The following is a 17,739-nucleotide window of genomic DNA, read 5'->3' as shown; positions in this document are numbered from 1 at the left end:
GTTTCCGGGCCCAGGCCGTGAGTCGTCAACGGTTGTCAGATCACTTGACCAGTGCACCCGAGTTATCGAAGGTGTAGGTCTTTCCGTCGATGTTGCGCGTGCCCGTGCACATCGAGCCACCGTTGCTGGGATCCAGGTAGTACCAGGTGTCTCCCTGGTTCAGCCAACCGGTCTGCGCGTTTCCGTCAGGTCCGACGAAATAGTCCTTGCCGCCGATGTTAGACCACTGGTTGCGAGGGAGGCTCTTCCCGCTCACGCACTTCTGCCACCAGCCGACCGGATCGCTCAGCCAGTATCCGTTCAGGAAGTCGCAGTAACCGGAGTTGCCGCCGTTGCCCGGGTTACCACCGGGCTGGCCGCCGCCATTATCCCAGCCGCCGCCGGGCTGGCCGCCGCCGTTATCCCAGCCGTCACCGGGCTGGCCGCCACCGTTACCGGGCTGGCCGCCACCGTTGCCCCAGTCATCACCGGGCTGGCCGCCACCGTTACCCCAGTCATCACCGGGCTGACCGCCACCGTTACCGGGCTGATCGTCGCCCCAGTCATCACCGGGCTGACCGCCACCGTTACCGGGCTGACCGCCACCGTTACCGGGCTGATCGTCGCCGACACCGGGCTGACCGCCACCGTTACCGGGCTGATCGTCGCCGACACCGGGCTGGCCGCCACCGTTACCGGGCTTGCCGCCGTTCATCGTGACGGGCTCGGAGTGGTTGAGTCCGTAGTCCCACGCGACAACGTAGGGATTGTTGCTGGCGCCACCCTGAACCTGGTTCAGGTCGATGCTGGTCTTGTAGTGGTACCGACCGTTCTCGTAGGTCTGGCTGTTCTCGTCACGAGCAACCTCGAGGTGGATGTAGCGACCGCTATTCGGATCATTCAGCGTGAAGCCGGCCAGGGGCGACTCATCGCTGAGCTCCACCGAAAGGGTGGAACCATTCACCTTGGCGCTGTCCACAACGGGGGCCTTGGTGTCGATACGGAAGTTGTACGTAATGGACTGTTCAGTAGACGAGGGGCCGTCGTTGTTGGCGGCAATCGTCAGCTTGTAGTTGCCGTCGGGAAGGCTTGCGTACTTGCCTTCCTTCAGGTCGATGGACCGAGGCTCCTGCCCCTCTTCAACCCAGCTCATCCGTTCTTCTTCAGGATCGATGGTCGACTTGAAGTTCTGGAAGGAGGTGAAGGAGGCAACGCTCTTGCCCGCCTCATTCGTGTACGTGGTGGTCATCTTGTGAACGCTGCGCAGCGTGCCCGTGCGAGGGCTGATCGCTGTGGGTGCACCCGAGACCGTGGAACGGGAGACCACGTAGCGCTCAGCGTTAGGACGACCCTGGCGTTCCCGCCCCTTGAGGAGGGGGTTGTAGCCGAGGAGGCCGCCCCGGTCACCGTTGTAGATGCCCGAGGAAGCAGCGTGGGCGTCACCCTCGGAAACGAGCGCATCGAAGATCGCCGGCTTGGCCCAGGATCCGTAGAAGCCCAGGAAAGGAACGCCCAGGTCGGGCTGACCGTTCGTACGCGAGGTGAAGCGCACGAAACCGTCCAGGAAGGTGCCCGCAGGAGCGTTGGCGGAGACGTACTGAGCAAACTCGTTGCCGGGCTTGATATCAATGCCGACCGTGGTTTCACCCTTGGCAGGAACCGTCACGCTCGAGCCAGAGAAGGAAACGCTGACGCCCTTGCCGTTCCAGTCAGTGGAGTGACCGGTGAAGAAACCGCCCTCAATGTTCTCGGACAGAGCCTGGGAAGAGAGCTCGTACGTAGCAGGCGTGTCGGACACGTTGTGCAAGGTGACGTCGAAGTGCCAGCCGTTGGTGCCGTCCCCCAGTTCCGCCTTGGGGCGGGAAGAGTCGGCAGCACCGTTCACGGTCGGGTACACGGACGAGGTCGTGGCACCCTCAAGGTTCGCCAGGCCTGCACCCTGCTTACGCGGGGAGTAGTAGGCACCGCCACCCTGTCCGGGATCCACAACCGGGACCGCAGTTCCCATGATCAGGTTCTGGACAACATCCACCTTCTGACGATCATTCAGCGACGAGAAGAGCGGGTCGTTCTGAACGCGCTCAAGCACGACGGCGCTGGCACCGGTCATCTGGGGCGTTGCCATGGACGTACCGGACATCATCTGGTAGCCGCCGCCGGGCACGGAGGAGTAGATGTTGCCGCCGGGGGCGGTCACCTCAGGCTTGAGGCGCATGTCAGGAGACACGCCCCACGAGCTGAAATCGGACATCTTGTAGTTGCCGTTTGCCCCGTTCCTCGCGTTCTCAATGGACGCGACCGTGACCACAGGAGCGAAGGAGCCAGGCTCACCCAGGGTCGAGGAATCCGGGTCAGAGGCGTAGGGCAGGTTCTTGCCCGACTTGTTGCCGTAGCCGGCCTGGAACTCGTTGCCGCCAGCAACGTCGAGAGTGATGCCCTTCTCCTGCAGCTTCTCGTACACGCCCGCGAACAGGGTGTCGGCATCGCTGTCCATGCCGGCCGTGCGGCCGAGGGACATGTTCACGGCGTCAGGATGCAGAGTAGCCATGTCATCCAGGGCTGCGAGCAGCGCGGAGTCGGGGATGCCGCCACCGCGGCTGCGCGCAACCTTCGCAACGATGATCTGAGCATCGGGGGCGATACCCATGATTTGATCACCATTGGCTGCGGTGATACCGGCGACGTGCGTGCCGTGGGCACCCGCCGGGGAGGCATCGTTGTCACCGTCCGCGTAGTCGTAGGCGAAGGGGAACTTCTCGGACACGTAGGTGCCGCTCTTGCCCACCTGCTGTGCCAGAGATGCGCCCTTGGAACTGTCGATCGCGGGAGTTCCGTGCAGGGCTCCCGAGAATGCGGGGTGGTTCATTTCCACGCCCGTGTCGATGATGGCGACGACCTTGCCTTCGCCCTTCTGAGTAACCTTGTCAGCGTGCATCATGATCTGCGCGCTCAGGTTATCGGGGTGCTGCGAACGTGACGCAGTCGTTGCGGAACCGCTGCCCGCGTCGTCAGAGTCGCCGTTTGCATCGTCGCTGACTTGGGTCTCGCGATCAAGGAAGGCGCTCTGGACACCGCTCACGCCGCGGATCGCATCCATCGAGCCGATGGGGGCGCTCAGCGCGAAGCCCGTAAATGTGTTGCTGTACTCGCGTTTCACCTCGGCGGAGGCGTCCGGGTAGGCCGCAGCCACGGCCGAGTTGATAGAGGCGAGGGCGGCGGCGGTGTCGGTGCCGTCCTTCAGCTGGACGATCATATCCACGACGCGCGAGGATCCGTCATCGGTGGAGGCCTGAGTTTCCCCATCAACCACCTGCTCGCCCTCCTCTGAGGTCAACGCATTTTCAGCGTTACCCACGGGCAGTTCAGGCTCGGGCTCAGGCTGCGCGACCACTCCGGCTGCGGATTGCGCAGCCTCGGGGTCAGAATCGGCCTCGGGCCCAAAAGACCCGGGCAGCGCAAGAGACGTCGGCAGCGCGACTGCAACCGCGCATGCGCCGGCGATTGCGATGAGTTTCGCCGGTTTCTTCAGTGTCATATGTCTAACTCCAATGTTGGCGTCTGGGGACCTTACAGACCTACCTAAAGTCTGACCTGTTGGTCACCCGGAACTAGAGTACAACACTTATCGCAGAATCTGGAAGTCTTTTTTCAAATTCCCGACACTTTTTCAACGACGAAGCCTGGGTTCGGTGACGTTCTCACGAAGCACCATCGAACCCAGGCTTTGCGCGGTTTTCTCCCCTCAGATCACCCGACTAACGCGCCCGAAGGGTCGAAAGTATAGGTGCGTTCATTGATCTTTTGCACACCGGTCAGCATCACCCCATCGGACCCCAGATAGTACCAGGTGCCCCCCTGGTTGAACCATCCGGTGCGCATCGCTCCAGTTGAGTCCAGGTAGTACCAGGAGCTGCCGTACGTGATCCATCCAGTGTGCATGTTGCCGGACGCTCCCAGATAGTACCAGGAACCGCGCTCGAACAACCATCCGGTGCGCATGACCTTCGTGACTGGGTCGAGGTAATACCAATAGGGTCCTCCATACACCCCATCGCGGACCCAGCCACCCACCAGAGCGCCCTCGGGGTCCGCGTAGACCCACTCTCCGCTCACACGCTTGAGGAACCCGGTCATCATGTAGCCGGACGGACCGAATTGGTACTCCGAGCCATTGATGGTGAACCAACCCGCCTTCAGGTAAGTCATACCGTCCGCGCAGCGGTACCACCAGCCGACGGAATCCTTCACCCAGGAACCACCCGCAGGGTCGGCGCAGGGAAGCCGGACGTCCGGATTGTTATTGGTAGGCAGGTCCAGGGTCACGGGATCGGAGGGGTTCAGACCGTAGTCCCATGCAAGCACGTAGGGGTGCGCGACAACTCCCCCGGTTCCGCCCTGATTCTCCCACGCCTGCATGATCGTCATGATGGGCAGCTCCACGTGGTAGCTGTAGACCCCATCCTCGCCGACGTTGCCCTCGCTGGGGGTGAAAATGTGGCGGTAGAACCACAGGCCGTCGGCAGGATCGTGCAGGTCGACGCCAGCCAGGGGCGAGGCATCGGTGACGTCGAAGGAAATGACCATGTCTGGCCCCTCACCCCCGTACGTCAGGTTGGAGATGACGGGCGCGGTCGCGTCGAGGCGGAACTTGTAGGAGATCGATTGCTCTGCGCTTGACGGCCCGTCGTTGCTCGCCTCAATCGTCAGCGTGTACTCACCGTCGGGCAGGTCCTTGTAGGCCTCAGAGCGTGCGTCCAGCGCAGTGGGCTCATGGTAGGCCTCGACCCACGTGTTCTCTTCGGTGCTCGTCAGATACACGGACTTCCAGTTCCGATGGTTCGTGACGGAGGCGACTTTCTCCCCGGCCTCGTTCGTGTAGGTGCTGGTGAGCGTGTGGACGCTGCGCAGCGTACCCGTGCGGGGTTCAAAGATCGTGGGCGCACCCGGAGCCCCGGAGCGCGAGATGACGTAGCGGTCGGCGTTGGGCCGACCCTCGCGTGCACCCACCTTGATCAGGGGGTTGTAGCCGAGCTGATTGCCGGTCGCGCCGTTCACGATCTGTGAGGCGAATGTGTGTGCCCCACCGTCGGAGGCGAGTGCGTCGAAGATGGCCGGCTTGCCCCAGTCGCCGTAGAAGCCCAGGTAAGGCACGGTCAGGCTGGGCTGGGTCTCGGTGCGCGAGGTGAAGCGCACGAAGCCATCGAGGAAGGTCCCCGAGGGAACGTTGTCAGCGACATACTGGGCGAACTCAGACCCAGGCGCAATGTCAACGCCGACCATGGCCTCACCCTTCGCGGGCACAGCGACGATCGCGCCCTCACCGATGCCAGACACGGCCACGCCGCTATACGACACAGCCACGCCACGGCCTCGCCAATCCGAGGAATGCTCCGTGAAATAGCCGCCGTCGACGATCTCGGAGAGCGCCTGGGAGTTCATCTCGTAGGTCGCTTCCGCGTCAGACAGGTTGTGCAGGACGACATCGAAGTGCCAGCCCGTCGTGCCATCCCCCAGGTCGGCCTTGGGCCGGGAGACCTCGGAGGCACCCTTCACGGTCGGATACACAGACGAGGTCGTGGCCGCCAAAGCGTCAACCAGGCCAGCACCCTGCTTACGCGGAGAATACAGCGCCCCACTGCCCTGGGACGCGTCGGTCAGGGGACGGGCGGTACCCATAATGAGATCCTGGACAACATCCACCTTCTCACGCGCACTCATCGACGCAAACAGAGGATCGGACTGGACACGCTGCAAGACAATCGCACTAATACCCGACATCTGCGGAGTCGCCATCGAGGTGCCCGACGTCTGCTCGTACGCACCGTTCGGTATCGCGGAGAAAACGTTGCCACCGGGCGCAGCGATTTCAGGCTTGAGGCGCAGATCCGGGGAAACGCCCCACGAGGAGAACTCCGAGGCCTCGTAGACGGAGGACTGCGGCAAGACCTGGCCCTCAGCCATCGTCAGGTGATGATCAGCGGCCTCCAACATGGCCTGGCCATCCGCCTGCGAGATAAACGCGGCGGGCACGTCCTGGGTCGTCAGGTTCATGATGATGAGGGAGCCGACCGAGACGTTGTTGTAGACGAGGACGCCCGCGGGGTGCAGGTCGTACAGGTTCTCGACCTTCTTCTGGTAGGTCATGTTGCCGCGCGAGACAAGCGCAATCTTGCCGGCGAGGCCATCCGGATACTTGTCCTTGAGGGCGGCCACGTCCTCCTCGGAGGCGAATCCCGCATCCACATACTCGTAGGTGCCGGCGGGCAGGTCGGAGAAGTAGGCGACCTTCTCGCCATTCATGCCGCGCGAACGCTGGTAGCCAATATCCTTCCCGGCTGCCGTGAAGGCATTGCGGATGAGCGCGTTCTCGACGGAGGCGACGGCGACCACTGAGGAGTAGGTCGCAGGCTCATCAATGACCGAGGAGTCTGGATCCGAGGCATAGGGCAGGCCCTTACCAGACATGTTGCCGTACCCGGTCGAAAAAGCGTTGCCCGCAGCCGCGTTGACGGTGATCCCCGCCTCCTGCAGCTTCTTGTAGACGGTCGCATAGACCGTGTCCGCCTCGTTATCCATGCCAGCCGTCCAGCCCAGCGACAGGTTAATGACGTCCGGATGCAGGACCAGCATATCGTCGAGTGCGGCCAGCAGAGCGGAATCCAGCAGCGCATCATCCTCGGAGCGCGTCACCTTTCCGACGATGATCTGAGCATCCGGGGCGGTGCCGACAATCTTGTCGGCGTTACCCGCCGCGATACCCGCGACGTGCGTCCCATGGAAGCCCGGCCCTCCCTCGCGCGGCGAGGCATCGTTGTCACCGTCCGCGTAGTCGTAGGCAAAGGGGAACTTCTCGTTCACATAGACGCCGGTCTTCCCCTCCCCCAACTGGGCCTTGAGTTCATCCACCCTATCCTCCGACAGGGCGGGCGTGGCCGTGAGCGCGGGCGTGAACGCCTGGTGCGTCATGTCGACCCCCGTGTCGATGATGGCGACGACCTTCCCCTCGCCCTTCTGAGTCACCTGGTCGGTGCGCATCATGAGCTGGGCACTCAAGTTTGCGGGGTCCTGCCCCTCGATCTGCGAAGCCCTGGTGCCGCCCTCCGCGTCGACGGCGGCCACATCACTAACGTGCCCCTCGCGCTCCAGGAAGGCCGCCTTGACCCCCGCCACACTACGGATCTCCTCCAGGCTGCCGGCGGGGGCGCTCAGCGCGAAGCCATCCAGGACGTTGGCGTACTCCCGCTCCACCCGGACCTGCGCTCCTGGGAACGACGCAGCCACGGCCTCGTTCACGGATGCAAGAGCAGCGCTACGATCAATTCCTTCCTCGAGTTGCACGATGACGCCGACAAGTCGCGCCGGGTCACGGTCGACGACTTCGGCAACCTCCGGGGCCTGTCCATCCTTCGAGGTCAGCGCCGTATCAAGGTCGCCGACCGGCAGGGACGAGGCCGGGGCATCCTCCGCAGGCACCGGACCCACGCGCAGCGGTGAAGCCACGGACGCCGGACCCGTGAACGCAAGCGCGCACGCACCGACAAATGCCAGGAGGACAGCTGGTTTCTTCATTGACATAAGCCTTCTCCAATTAGTGTCACAGACGACCACTGCCAGCGTGGGCGCTCCCACGTCGCAGCCGCCTAGCACAACGCTACCGGAAAAGACACGACTGACAATCTTCAGATTGCTAACGAAACAATTAAGACGATCTGAAATGTCAAAAGGGCCGGACCCAGGGACGCTTGAGTGTTACGTCCCCGGGCCCGGCCCGTGTTGTCAAGGCGATCAGGTCACTTGACCCACACGCCGTTGGCGTCCAGGTAGTACCAGGTGCCACCGAGGTTGATCCAACCGGTCGCCATGGCACCCGAGGCGTTCAGGTAGTACCAGGTGCCACCCAGGTTCAGCCAGCCAGTCGCCATCGCGCCGTTGGCGTCCAAGTAGTACCAGGTGCCACCCAAGTTCAGCCAGCCAGTCGCCATCGCGCCCGAGGCGTTCAGGTAGTACCAGGTGCCGCCCAGGTTCTGCCAACCAGTCGCCATCGCGCCGGTCTCACGCAGGTAGTAGTAGGTGCCACCCAGGTTGAGCCACCCGGTCACCATGTAGCCGTTCGCGTCGTGGTAGTACCAGGTTCCGGAGTCCTCGACCCAACCGGTCCGGACGTAGCCGCGAGCATCGAAGCGGAAGACGCGCCCGTCAATCGTGGCCACGGTGTCCTTCGGGTAGGAACCGTCAGCGTTGCGGTACCACCAGCCGATTGTGTCCTTTTCCCACGTGCCCGTGGGTGCGGGCTGAGGTTGCGGGTCCGGCTGAGGCTGCGGGTCCGGCTGAGGCTGCGGATCGGGCTGAGGCTGCGGATCGGGCTGAGGCTGCGGATCGGGCTGAGGCTGCGGATCGGGCTGAGGCTGCGGGTCCGGCTGAGGCTGCGGGTCCGGCTGAGGCTGCGGATCAACCCACGGCGCGGGAGCGGTCGCATCCTGCGTGACGGACTTCACGACGACAATCGTCGTTGCCGTCGCCTCGGTTCCGTCGGCCAGGGTGGCGGTCAGGTTGACCTGATCCCAGTCAAGAGAGTTACCGCCAGTAATCGTGGCGCTCTTGCCGTCATCGGCCGCCTTCAGGATGGCCACACCGCCATACTCCAAGCCCCAGGACAGGGTGGCATCCTTGAACTTCTCGGGCAGCAGCGGCTTGAGGGTGACGGTCTCACCCTCCTCCAGGTCCACGCGGAGGTGATTGACGGCGATCTCGTCCTCGCCCAGCTCGGTGACGCAGACGTTGACAGTAGCCATCACCGGATCGAAGACCATCGGGTCCGCGTAGTCGGCGACAGCCCGGACGTCCGAGCAGCCTTCCTTCTGCGCAGTCACGAGGCCCGACTTTTCATCGACATTCAGGACGTCGATGTCGTCGCCGGACCAATTGATCTTGGTCTTATTTGCGTTCTCAGGCTGGTGCGTGACACCGATATTCGTCTGCTGGCCGACTCGCAGGTCAAGCTTGCCGGACTCGATGCCGAAGTCAAGCGAGGTCATGGCCACGGGTTCGAGGGCCACATCGGCTCGCTTGGAGGGCAGGCCGTCACTGCCCCACGCAACGAGCTTAACCGTAGCGGGCAGAGCATCCGTGTGGCCTGCCTTGGTCCAAGCGGCCTGGATGTCGGAGAACTTGATGTCGAACGTGTAGCGGTGGACACCGTCAGCCGAGACATTGCCAGGGAAGTCGACGACGCGGCGATAGAAGATCGCATCGGTCGAGGGGTCGCGCAGGTCGATGCTGGACAGACCGGGGATATCCTCGACGACGAAGGAGACCGAACCGCCGAGACCTTCACTGGTGGTTTCGACGTCGGAAACGGTGGGGCCGTAAATGTCGGGGTTGGGCGCCGCGAAAGCGGGGGCGCCGAAGGCTGCACCGGACGCCACCATCGCGCCGGTCGCCAGGGTCGCCAAGAACGCCCTGTGAACTAACTGGGACATACTCACTCCAATGTTGAATCAACGGACCATACCGGATGGTTAGGCTTGGGATCCGCATAACGAACACTACTGCGTAAATGGATACCTAGCAACGCGTTACTGACTTACCATCATGTAGCCACAAGTTGATTCGCGGTATTACTAGTGATACTTTCGTGCGCTTTTTAGCAAGTTTTCATTGGGAACCTGACCAATGAACACATGTTCTTCACCCGCCGCACGTTTTCTCACACACACTTTCCTTCAATCCCTTAACACCCAATGAAAGTATCACCTATTTGCTCGGTAAGTCTGCGGGCGATCTGAAACTAACGAGCATGAAACGACTCGTCACCTGCGCATTTACGATCATTTTGCGATTCCGCACCTGTCAAACACTGCGACTGCTTGGTGCATGCCACCACAACATCTGCCAGGTTCCGAAGGGAGCAGAAGGGACGGCTGCGGTACTCGGGGACAGAATCGGTGCCCGGGGGCGGCGGCAGGGCCTGGCCGGGCTTCGAGATCGACCACTCCGAGCCGCAGGCTCGCGTGTGGCGATCTCGCGGGCGGGCCGCCGCCCACGGGCACCTGGACAATAGGTAGCGCAGCAGTAACGCGAGAAGCACTGCACCCGTTAGGGAACGCCGCACCCGTTAGAGAACGCCGCACCCGTTAGAGGGCGCTGCACCCGTTAGGGAGCGCTGCACCCAATCAGAAGGGGTGCAACGCCAACCGATGGGGTCGTGCACCCATCGACAACAAGCGCAAATGCGGATTGGCCGCATACAACAACGACTTGGATTCCAACGCGTCCCGCACGCGGGCCGCCTATTCCGCACGCGGGCCGCCTGTCCCGTACATGGGCGGGGTTGCCCAGACTCGGAACAGCAGGCCCACGTGCGGATGAGAAGGCCCAGGCTCCACATAGCGAGCTTGCGCGCATTGCAGCGAGCCTGGTGTAGGGCTGCACCCCTTCTTTCACACGCGGGCCGCCTGTCCCGCACGCGGGCCGCCTGTCCCGTACATGGGCGGGGTTGCCCAGACTCGGAACAGCAGGCCCACGTGCGGATGAGAAGGCCGCACCAAAGCACGCAAAGCACGAACCCCAGCAACACGACACGTCCTATAACCCCACATGTGAACCTCCTCGGTTGGAAGGCGCCACTGGACCTGTTGGGCCTGTTGGGCCTGCGAGACCCTGCCGGGCATCAGATCGACCGCTTCGAGCCGCAGGCTCGCGGCGCGCTTACTGCCGGTCGGACAGCTCCAGGTTCGCGCGCACGACAATGCCGATGCGTTCAACCATCGCATCGTCCACCCAGCTACCATCCAGCGCAGCCAGGCGCGGGTGCACTGGGGCCTCGTCGAAGAGGCGGTCAAAGCCGAGGATCGCGCGCCACAGGGGGATGAGTTCCTCATGGTAGGTGTGCCCGTGGCCGCCGGGCGCGGTCCCGGCGACGGGCAGGTCGGCGAGGATCTGGATGTAGGTGGCGAAGCGCGTGAACTCCACGTCCCGAGAGACGTCGCGCCCGGCTCGCTCGCGCAGCCAGTCGGGCTGCGTCCAGATGAGCTTGTTGTTCCACCAGACGACCGGGTCGGAGGGGTGTTGGGCGTAGACGATGCGCGGGAAGCCCCACGGGCCGAGCTCGCGCCCGTACAGGTCTGTGCGCAGGTCGGAGGGTTCGTTGACGAAGCGCACGCGGCGCCCATTGTTGACGACGGGGGCGACCTCGGGACTGCCCGTGTGCCGTGCGGCGGTGAGTGCCTCGTGCATGGGGGTGAAGGCGGGGGTGCCTACCCACAGCGCGCCGTCGACCTGGGTGAGTGCGTCGTCAACGGAGGAGAATACGGACTGCGACGCGAAGGCACCGAGGGACTCGCCGCAGACGAACAGCGCGGGGCGTGAGGCCTCGTCCATGAGGTCGAGCTCGGCGCGCACGGCGGCGAAGAGCGCGGCAGAGGCGTCCTGTGCGGGTTCGAGTCCGGTGAGCCAGTTGAGCACGGACGGCACGTAGGAGTATTGCAACGAGGCCGTGGCGCAGTTTCCTCGCGTGAGGAACTCGAGGGGTTGGACCTGCCATTCGTCGACCCACCCAGAGCCGGTCGACGCGGCGATGAGGATGACTGCACGATCGAAGGCGCCCGTGCGGCGCAGCTCGGCGACGACGGTTGCCGCGGCCGCCTCGATGCCGGTTCCACCCGTGGGCATGCCGGAGTAGACGCGGATGGGTTCCATGGCGTCGACGCCGCACACTTGCGTGATGTCGCGGCGCGAGGGACCTCGCCCCAGAAAGACACGCCCCTGCCCGCCGACCGATTCCCAGGTGACGGGCGATGCCGGGGAGGCGGAGCGCTCCGGGACGGTCGGCTTGTAGATGCCGCGCGCGGTGCGCGTGTTCAGCTGCTCTGCTTTGCGGCGGAAGAAGCCGATGCCGCCGCGCAGGATGACTTTTGAGGTCAGGAAAAAGATGGTGACGAAGAGGATGGCGACACCCGTAATGAAGGCGGCGGGTCGGGGCATGAAGTCCGCGAGGGTCGCGATGAGAATGCGACCAAGATGGTTGAAGGCGCGCACGATCATGAGCAGTGTCCAGGCGACGGCGACTGCACCCGCTGCCCCAAGGAGGTATTCGCCGATGGTCTCCCCCGGCATGTTGACGAGTGTGGCGGCGACGCGGTCGCGGCGATACGACTGGATGACAGCGTAGAACCACCAGATGGCGAAGAGGGCGGCGGCGGCAACGCGGAAGCCGATTTCGGCGGGATCGGAGGCCCTAACCGTCAGCCCAGTGAGGCGGATGACGAGCAGTCCCACGTTCTGCACGACGAGGCCGGCGATGTAGCCGCAGGCCACCAGGATGCCGGAGGCGACCGCGTGCCACGTCCACGAGCGCGCCATGAGCGAGGGGGATACGCTCACCGCATACATGGCGAGCGCCGCGATCACTCCCAGAAACGACAAACCCATAACACCCATTGTGCCAGGTGGTTGGTACCTGCTCAGGACTGGGACGAGGCCTGGGCTAACTCCCGCGTGTACGCTTGCCCGGATGCACCTGACAAATGGGTCAGAGCGCGATGGTAAAGGCTGGGATTTACGCGCGCAAAATGAACGAGAAAAGGGCGGAATAACGGCGTATTCTTGCCACCAGGTTAACGCTTCATCTACAATAAATATCTCTACTGGTGGGAGGTGACAATGTCGCTATTCGAGGATGATCCCGGCCTGATTCGCCGTCAGGAAGGTCAGGTTCGAGAGCGGGCAGAGCGCGCCCACGCAATGCGTCGACGCATTGAATCCATCCACGGGGTGGGTGTCTCACCTAGCCGGGGCGTGACGGTCACCGTTGACTCCGCGGGTACCCTCCTCGCCCTCGCTATCGACGATGCCCCAGCCGAGCTGTGCGACGCCATCGTTGCCGCCTATGCGGCCGCGCGCCGCGACGTCGGCGAACAGGTTATCACCGCCTCCCAGGACGCTTTCGGTGATTCCTTCCCGGGCATCGAGCGCTTGCGTTCGCTATACGGTGTCCCCTCCCCCGACGTCCAGCTGGCCGAGGCCTCGGATCCCCGGGTGCATCAGCGGAGGCTCTGAGCGTGTCTGAGCAATTTCCCGCCGATCCGGCGGCCATTACGGCGCACGCTCTTCGGATTTTTTCCTACCAGAGCGACCTTGAGCATGCCTCGGCGACGCTGCGTCAGGCGTCCGCCTCTGACGGCGCGTTTGGCCTCATGGCCGGACCTCTTATTGCACCGCTGTTTCAGCTTGTGGAAGTGGGCGAGCATCTCGCGATCAGCGGCGCTGAGTGCGCCCTCGACAAGCTCGGTCAGGCGCTCGTCGCCAGCGCGCGCGCCGTCCAGGTGGGCGAGTCGTCGCGGGTGACGATTCCCGAGGCCGGGGCAGCCCTGTGGGGAGACGGTCGTGACAGCTGACATGCACCCTGTGACCGCACGGGTGCCGGGTGACGGTTCGGTGTTCCTTCAGGCGGGTGTTTTGGATGGAATCGCGGCACTAAGTTCGGCGATCGTCGACAAGTCGTGGGTGAGCGGTGACCTTGCTGGCGTCGTTATGGGAGCTGACATGCTTCCCCCCACTCCCGATCCTCGTGCCACCCTTATCTCCTGGGGGATGGGGTGGGTCTTCGACCTCATCGCGCCCTTGAAGGGGTGGCTGATTGAGCTGGCTGGGGACGCCGACCAGCTGCGCACCCACGGGCGTACGTGGAGGAACGTCGGTGCACTGCTGGAGGCCACGGCGCACAACATTGATGACGACGTCCGGCTCTCCTTCCCGGATGGCGCGTTCGCGGGTTCTGCCGTCACCTCGTATTTGGCGGCGTCGGGAGCGACGACCCGAGGCATCGGCATGACGGGGGAATTGTCGCGCGCGGTGGGCACCGCCTACGACGTGTGTGCCGTCATCATCCAGTTCGTGTACGACTTCGTGCGCGACGCGATCAATCAGGTCGTCGAGGCCATCACTCCCTACGCGGTCGAGCTGACCTCGTCCTTCGTGACGGCGTTCCCCCTGGTCATGGCACAGATCGCTTCGTCGGTTGGTGCACTGATCGAGGGGGTGGCTGCGCGCATCATCGCGTTGAAGGAATCGCTGTCAAACCTGGGCGTGAAGCTCTCCGGTGCCGACCAACTGCTGAAGTCTCTGAAAGAATGGCTGCACAACCTCTCCCACGGCGGCGAGCCGATGGGCGGTCCGTTCGCCATGGCTTGATAGCCTCGCAGTACACGCTCGCGCCGACGCGTGGCGGCCTTCCACAGAAAGTGTGACATGACCCAGGACTTTGAAGAGAGCGCACGCAATTTCCTGTCACTCCTGAACAAGCTGCCCTCCACACCGTCGATCACGTTTCGAGGCTTCGTCGACACGTCCGTCACCCAGGCGCGCATCGTCGTCTCCCCGGCACTGACGGCGACCTCGCATAGCATCGCGATCGCCACGAACAACCTGCGCACGCCCCATGTCGGCGTGGTTGTTGGCGCGAATGGACGCGACCTGACGGCCCTCATGGCGGGGGCACCGACTGTCAACCTTCAGGAGGTCACCTACCTGCCGGGCACCTACTTCTGCCAGCACCCCGCACAGGAGTTCGCGGGGGTCACGATCCAGGTCTACGAGGAGATGTGCGTGAGCGAGGATGGCACGTCGCTGAACACCGCTCGGCCTCTCGACTCGTGGGATCCGATTCTCGCGGTCCTGGAACCCGCGCTGCGCGACGCCCGCGCGCGCTGCCTCGCCCTGCCCCAAGGGGCCTCGGACCGTTTCCTGGTCCCCGTCCAGTAACGACCGCCAGCGGTCGCCGGGTCGACAGCGCAACGCAGCCTGAGATGTAGTTTCAGGAGCACGCGGTCGCAAGGTGCTCACTCGGGCGCACATTCCCCCAGCCACACGAGGGTCGTGTACGGGATAGCAACGTTTTCCCCCGGCGTGTAGCCGAGGTGCTCGTAGAGGTACCAGCGCAGGTTCGCCTGCATGCGGTCCCGACCGGCCTGCGAGGATCGGATGAACGAGGAGCGAGTGGTCCCCAAGGTGAGGATCTGCTCGGGGGTCATGATGTCCTCCCACGTGACCTGGGTGAGGCGCATGGGCGCGAATCCGCCGCCGGGCGTGGGCGGACGGTCGGGCCGGTGCACGTCGCCGGAGCGCATGATGCGCGTGAGCCGGTGCACCCACGGGACCGATACGTCCATCTGGTTCCACACGATGCCGAGCGTGCCCCCGGGCGCGAGAATGCGCGCGGCCTCCCGGCCCGCCAGCTCAGAATCAACCCAATGCCAGGACTGGGCAAACACGACGATATCGAACGCTCCGTTCGGCAGTCCCGTGTCCTCGGCGACGCCGCCGTGCCATGTCACGCCGGGAACCGACGAGGCCTGGGCGCGCATCGCGTCCGAGGGTTCCACCGCGTCCACGACGGCACCCGCGCGCACCAGGAGCTCACTCATCTTGCCGGTGCCGGCGCCGATGTCGGCGACGCGCAGCGGCGCGAACGAAGCGGGGACGGTGGCGAGGGCCGCGGGAGCGGGAACGATGGAAGCATTCTCGACGGAGAGCGAGTCGGCAGTATCGCCAGCGGCAGGATCGACAACACCCGTCCCCCCACCGCGCGACCGAGCGGACGCCAGGAGCGCGGCCACGGCCTCGTCGGGGTAGGCGGGGCGCACGGAGGCGTATGCGCCGCCCTCCCCCACGAAGGGATTCGCCCCCAGAGAGGCGGACGCTGCGTTCGATAGTGTCATAGAATCCTTGTCCTCACAGGCACCTGATCCAGCAAACCCGACCGTGGCCTCGTCCCCCAAAGCACTCACAGGAGCGAGCTCCACAGTCGGCACACGTTGTCGACATAGTGCACGTGCCAGGGCTGATCGCGCCACTCGCGGTAGGTGAGTTCGCGCGAGCACTCACGGTTGCGTTCGTCGTTGCCGCGCACCAGCTCGACCAGGCGCGCGTCGTCGGCGATGAGCGTGATCTCGTAATTCAGGCCGAAGGAGCGCACGTCCATGTTGGACGAGCCAATCGCGCACAGGCTGCCGTCGACGATCACATACTTGGAGTGCAGCATAGTCGGCTTGCGGTACAGGTGGATGCGCACACCCGTCTTGAGGAGTGCCCCGTAGTAGGAGCGCTGTGCGTGGCCGACCAGGAACTGGTCGAATTGCTCGGAAAGAAAGAGCTCGACCTCGACGCCGGATAGGGCGGCGTTCGTCAGCGCGGTCATGAGGGCCTCATCGGGGATGAAGTACGGACTCGCGATGGACACGTGCGTGCGTGCCGATGACACCATGTGTACGAAGGCACGCAGGTTGGGTTCGCCGCGGAACGCGGGCCCCGACGGGATGATCTGCATCGACGAGGCCGGGGTGTCCTCGCGCTCGTCCTCCTCCCGCGCGGTGGGCGGGGTGAGGTCGGCGGGGGTCAGGACTTCCTTGCAGGCGTAGTACCAGTCGAGGGCGAAAACGGCCTCGATCTGGGTGACGATCCGGCCGGTGAGGCTCACACTGGTGTCGTCGTAGGTGATGCCGGCTTTCTGGAAGGAGGGCGTGTCGTAGTCAGGGGCGACCAGGTTGTGGGAGCCGATGTAGGCCTCGCGACCGTCGACGACCAGGAGCTTGCGGTGGTTGCGCAGGTCGGGGCGGCGAATGTGTCCACGCAGGGGCGCGAAGGGGAGCATCTGGTGCCAGAGAATGCCCATGTCATCCAGGCGACGCCGGAAGCGCCTGTGCCCAGGTATGGTGCGCATGCCGTGGTGGTCGACGAGGAGGCGCACGGTGACGCCACGAGCCTTTGCGCGCTCGAGGGCCTCGTAGAAGGGTGCGGAGTATTCGTCCCAGGAGGTCTGAAAGTAGAGGGCGTTGACGTGGTGGGTGGCCCGATCAACACTGGCGGCCATCGCACGGAAGGTGTCGGCCGTGTCGTTGTATAGGGCGGCGACGTGGCCGCAGGAGTCGGGGAAGCCGCTGAGCGAACCGGTCAGGCGCATGAGCGAGGCGGTGTCGTCGTCGGAGCCGTCGGGGGTCTCGTAGGCGGTCGGCTTGGGCTTGGCGGAGTCTTTGAGGATGGCCTCGACGAGGGCGCTGGCCTCGGGGTCATCGTCGAGGCGTCGTCCCATGGCCCACCAGGAACCAAAGATGAAGTAGAGGGGCACTCCGAGGAAGGGCCACAGGAAGATGAGGAGCAGCCACGCGGTCGACGTGGAGGCGCGCCGGTGTTTGGGCACGACACCCAGCGCCACGATACGGATGGCGAATTCAACGGCTCCGAGGAGGAGCCACACCCACAGCGGTGGTTCGGGGTGCGGGGCAAACATACACCTATGTTACAAAGCGCCCTTTGTCCTGGTCAGCCCAGCGTTGCCAGTGTGGCGCGTAGGTCGCTCCGTCGCGCGCGAGGGCCCGCCTGCGGCGTTCGTCCTCGCCGGGGTCCTCGATCCAGATGGACAGGTCGGCATCGGCGTCCCATGCGCCGCAGCCTTCGATGATCGTGGGGGACACGGGCACGTCTACAACCACCCCGGGCGCGTCGGCCTCCCAATCCCAGGCCTCGTAGGAGGATGGGCACCCGGCGCGCAGGTCCTCGCAGATGCGCCGCGCGACCTGCGTGCCGGCCGCGAGGCCGTCCCATCCCGGGTACCAGTCGTCCAGGTGCAGGACCTGCCAGCCCGGCAGGAGGCACGCGAGCGCGGCGGCCAGCGTGGACTTGCCCGAGCCCGAGTACCCGTCGATGGTGACGACGGGGACGCGGCGCGGCGTGATCGCAGGATCGGCGTGGGTGCCGCTCCCGTCG

11 protein-coding genes are annotated in these 17,739 nt (G+C 64.4%); 4 read left to right on the top strand and 7 right to left on the bottom strand.

All coding sequences use genetic code 11. The features are described 5' to 3' along the window. Nucleotides 1–40: 40 nt before the first annotated feature. The 4 genes from HMPREF1136_RS08475 to HMPREF1136_RS08460 all read right to left on the bottom strand — a co-directional run bounded on the left by HMPREF1136_RS08475 (nucleotide 41) and on the right by HMPREF1136_RS08460 (nucleotide 12,417). Nucleotides 41–3,514, bottom strand: a complete 3,474-nt coding sequence (locus HMPREF1136_RS08475) for a S8 family serine peptidase (protein WP_009648925.1) — start codon at nucleotides 3,512–3,514, stop codon at nucleotides 41–43. A gap of 212 nt (nucleotides 3,515–3,726) precedes the next feature. After that, the gene (locus tag HMPREF1136_RS08470) at nucleotides 3,727–7,554 is read right to left on the bottom strand and encodes a S8 family serine peptidase (RefSeq protein ID WP_009648928.1); all 3,828 of its coding nucleotides are present in this window, start codon (nucleotides 7,552–7,554) and stop codon (nucleotides 3,727–3,729) included. 215 nt (nucleotides 7,555–7,769) lie between these two features. Beyond that, the gene (locus HMPREF1136_RS11405) at nucleotides 7,770–9,458 is read right to left on the bottom strand and encodes an Ig-like domain-containing protein (RefSeq protein ID WP_009648933.1); all 1,689 of its coding nucleotides are present in this window, start codon (nucleotides 9,456–9,458) and stop codon (nucleotides 7,770–7,772) included. Between the two features lie 1,228 nt (nucleotides 9,459–10,686). Then, entirely contained in the window at nucleotides 10,687–12,417 is a 1,731-nt protein-coding gene (locus HMPREF1136_RS08460; RefSeq protein ID WP_009648926.1) for an alpha/beta hydrolase, read from the bottom strand. Nucleotides 12,418–12,639: 222 nt separating this feature from the next. Here HMPREF1136_RS08460 and HMPREF1136_RS08455 point away from each other — a divergent pair, with 222 nt between their 5' ends. Genes HMPREF1136_RS08455 through HMPREF1136_RS08440 form a run of 4 tightly spaced genes read left to right on the top strand, consistent with a single transcriptional unit; the run spans nucleotide 12,640 to nucleotide 14,739 of the window. Further along, complete coding sequence (locus tag HMPREF1136_RS08455; RefSeq protein ID WP_009648932.1) at nucleotides 12,640–13,035, top strand: YbaB/EbfC family nucleoid-associated protein; 396 nt, start codon at nucleotides 12,640–12,642, stop codon at nucleotides 13,033–13,035. 2 nt (nucleotides 13,036–13,037) lie between these two features. Then, nucleotides 13,038–13,373 (top strand): hypothetical protein, encoded by a 336-nt coding sequence (locus HMPREF1136_RS08450; RefSeq protein WP_009648931.1) that lies wholly within the window; start codon nucleotides 13,038–13,040, stop codon nucleotides 13,371–13,373. Continuing rightward, nucleotides 13,363–14,169, top strand: coding sequence for a hypothetical protein (locus HMPREF1136_RS08445; RefSeq protein ID WP_034505561.1), 807 nt, complete (start codon nucleotides 13,363–13,365; stop codon nucleotides 14,167–14,169). Before HMPREF1136_RS08450 ends, HMPREF1136_RS08445 begins: the two co-directional genes overlap by 11 nt. A 57-nt stretch (nucleotides 14,170–14,226) precedes the next feature. Beyond that, on the top strand, nucleotides 14,227–14,739 hold the full coding sequence (locus HMPREF1136_RS08440) for a hypothetical protein (protein WP_009648935.1): 513 nt from the start codon (nucleotides 14,227–14,229) through the stop codon (nucleotides 14,737–14,739). 77 nt (nucleotides 14,740–14,816) lie between these two features. On the opposite strand, the gene HMPREF1136_RS08435 is transcribed toward HMPREF1136_RS08440, so the two are convergent. The 3 genes from HMPREF1136_RS08435 to HMPREF1136_RS11070 all read right to left on the bottom strand — a co-directional run. Beyond that, the gene (locus HMPREF1136_RS08435) at nucleotides 14,817–15,764 is read right to left on the bottom strand and encodes a class I SAM-dependent methyltransferase (protein ID WP_034505558.1); all 948 of its coding nucleotides are present in this window, start codon (nucleotides 15,762–15,764) and stop codon (nucleotides 14,817–14,819) included. Beyond that, a complete protein-coding gene (locus HMPREF1136_RS08430) occupies nucleotides 15,761–17,263 on the bottom strand; it encodes a phospholipase D-like domain-containing protein (RefSeq protein ID WP_009648929.1) in 1,503 nt (500 codons plus the stop codon). The genes HMPREF1136_RS08435 and HMPREF1136_RS08430 overlap by 4 nt, the downstream gene beginning before the upstream one ends. Before the next feature lie 4 nt (nucleotides 17,264–17,267). Beyond that, nucleotides 17,268–17,739: ATPase AAA (locus HMPREF1136_RS11070; RefSeq protein ID WP_009648930.1), on the bottom strand; the 472-nt coding region annotated here is incomplete at its 5' end.

It is taken from the genome of Actinomyces sp. ICM47, from assembly GCF_000278725.1.
In the GTDB taxonomy this organism is placed as follows: domain Bacteria; phylum Actinomycetota; class Actinomycetes; order Actinomycetales; family Actinomycetaceae; genus Pauljensenia.
This window is presented reverse-complemented; position numbering and strand designations above follow the sequence as displayed.

Bases quoted from the DNA above. Each gene is read 5' to 3' on its own strand.
- HMPREF1136_RS08475 (WP_009648925.1), bottom strand. From the start codon at position 3,514: ATGACACTGAAGAAACCGGCGAAACTCATCGCAATCGCCGGCGCATGC.
- HMPREF1136_RS08470 (WP_009648928.1), bottom strand. From the start codon at position 7,554: ATGTCAATGAAGAAACCAGCTGTCCTCCTGGCATTTGTCGGTGCGTGC.
- HMPREF1136_RS11405 (WP_009648933.1), bottom strand. From the start codon at position 9,458: ATGTCCCAGTTAGTTCACAGGGCGTTCTTGGCGACCCTGGCGACCGGC.
- HMPREF1136_RS08460 (WP_009648926.1), bottom strand. From the start codon at position 12,417: ATGGGTGTTATGGGTTTGTCGTTTCTGGGAGTGATCGCGGCGCTCGCC.
- HMPREF1136_RS08455 (WP_009648932.1), top strand. From the start codon at position 12,640: ATGTCGCTATTCGAGGATGATCCCGGCCTGATTCGCCGTCAGGAAGGT.
- HMPREF1136_RS08440 (WP_009648935.1), top strand. From the start codon at position 14,227: ATGACCCAGGACTTTGAAGAGAGCGCACGCAATTTCCTGTCACTCCTG.
- HMPREF1136_RS08430 (WP_009648929.1), bottom strand. From the start codon at position 17,263: ATGTTTGCCCCGCACCCCGAACCACCGCTGTGGGTGTGGCTCCTCCTC.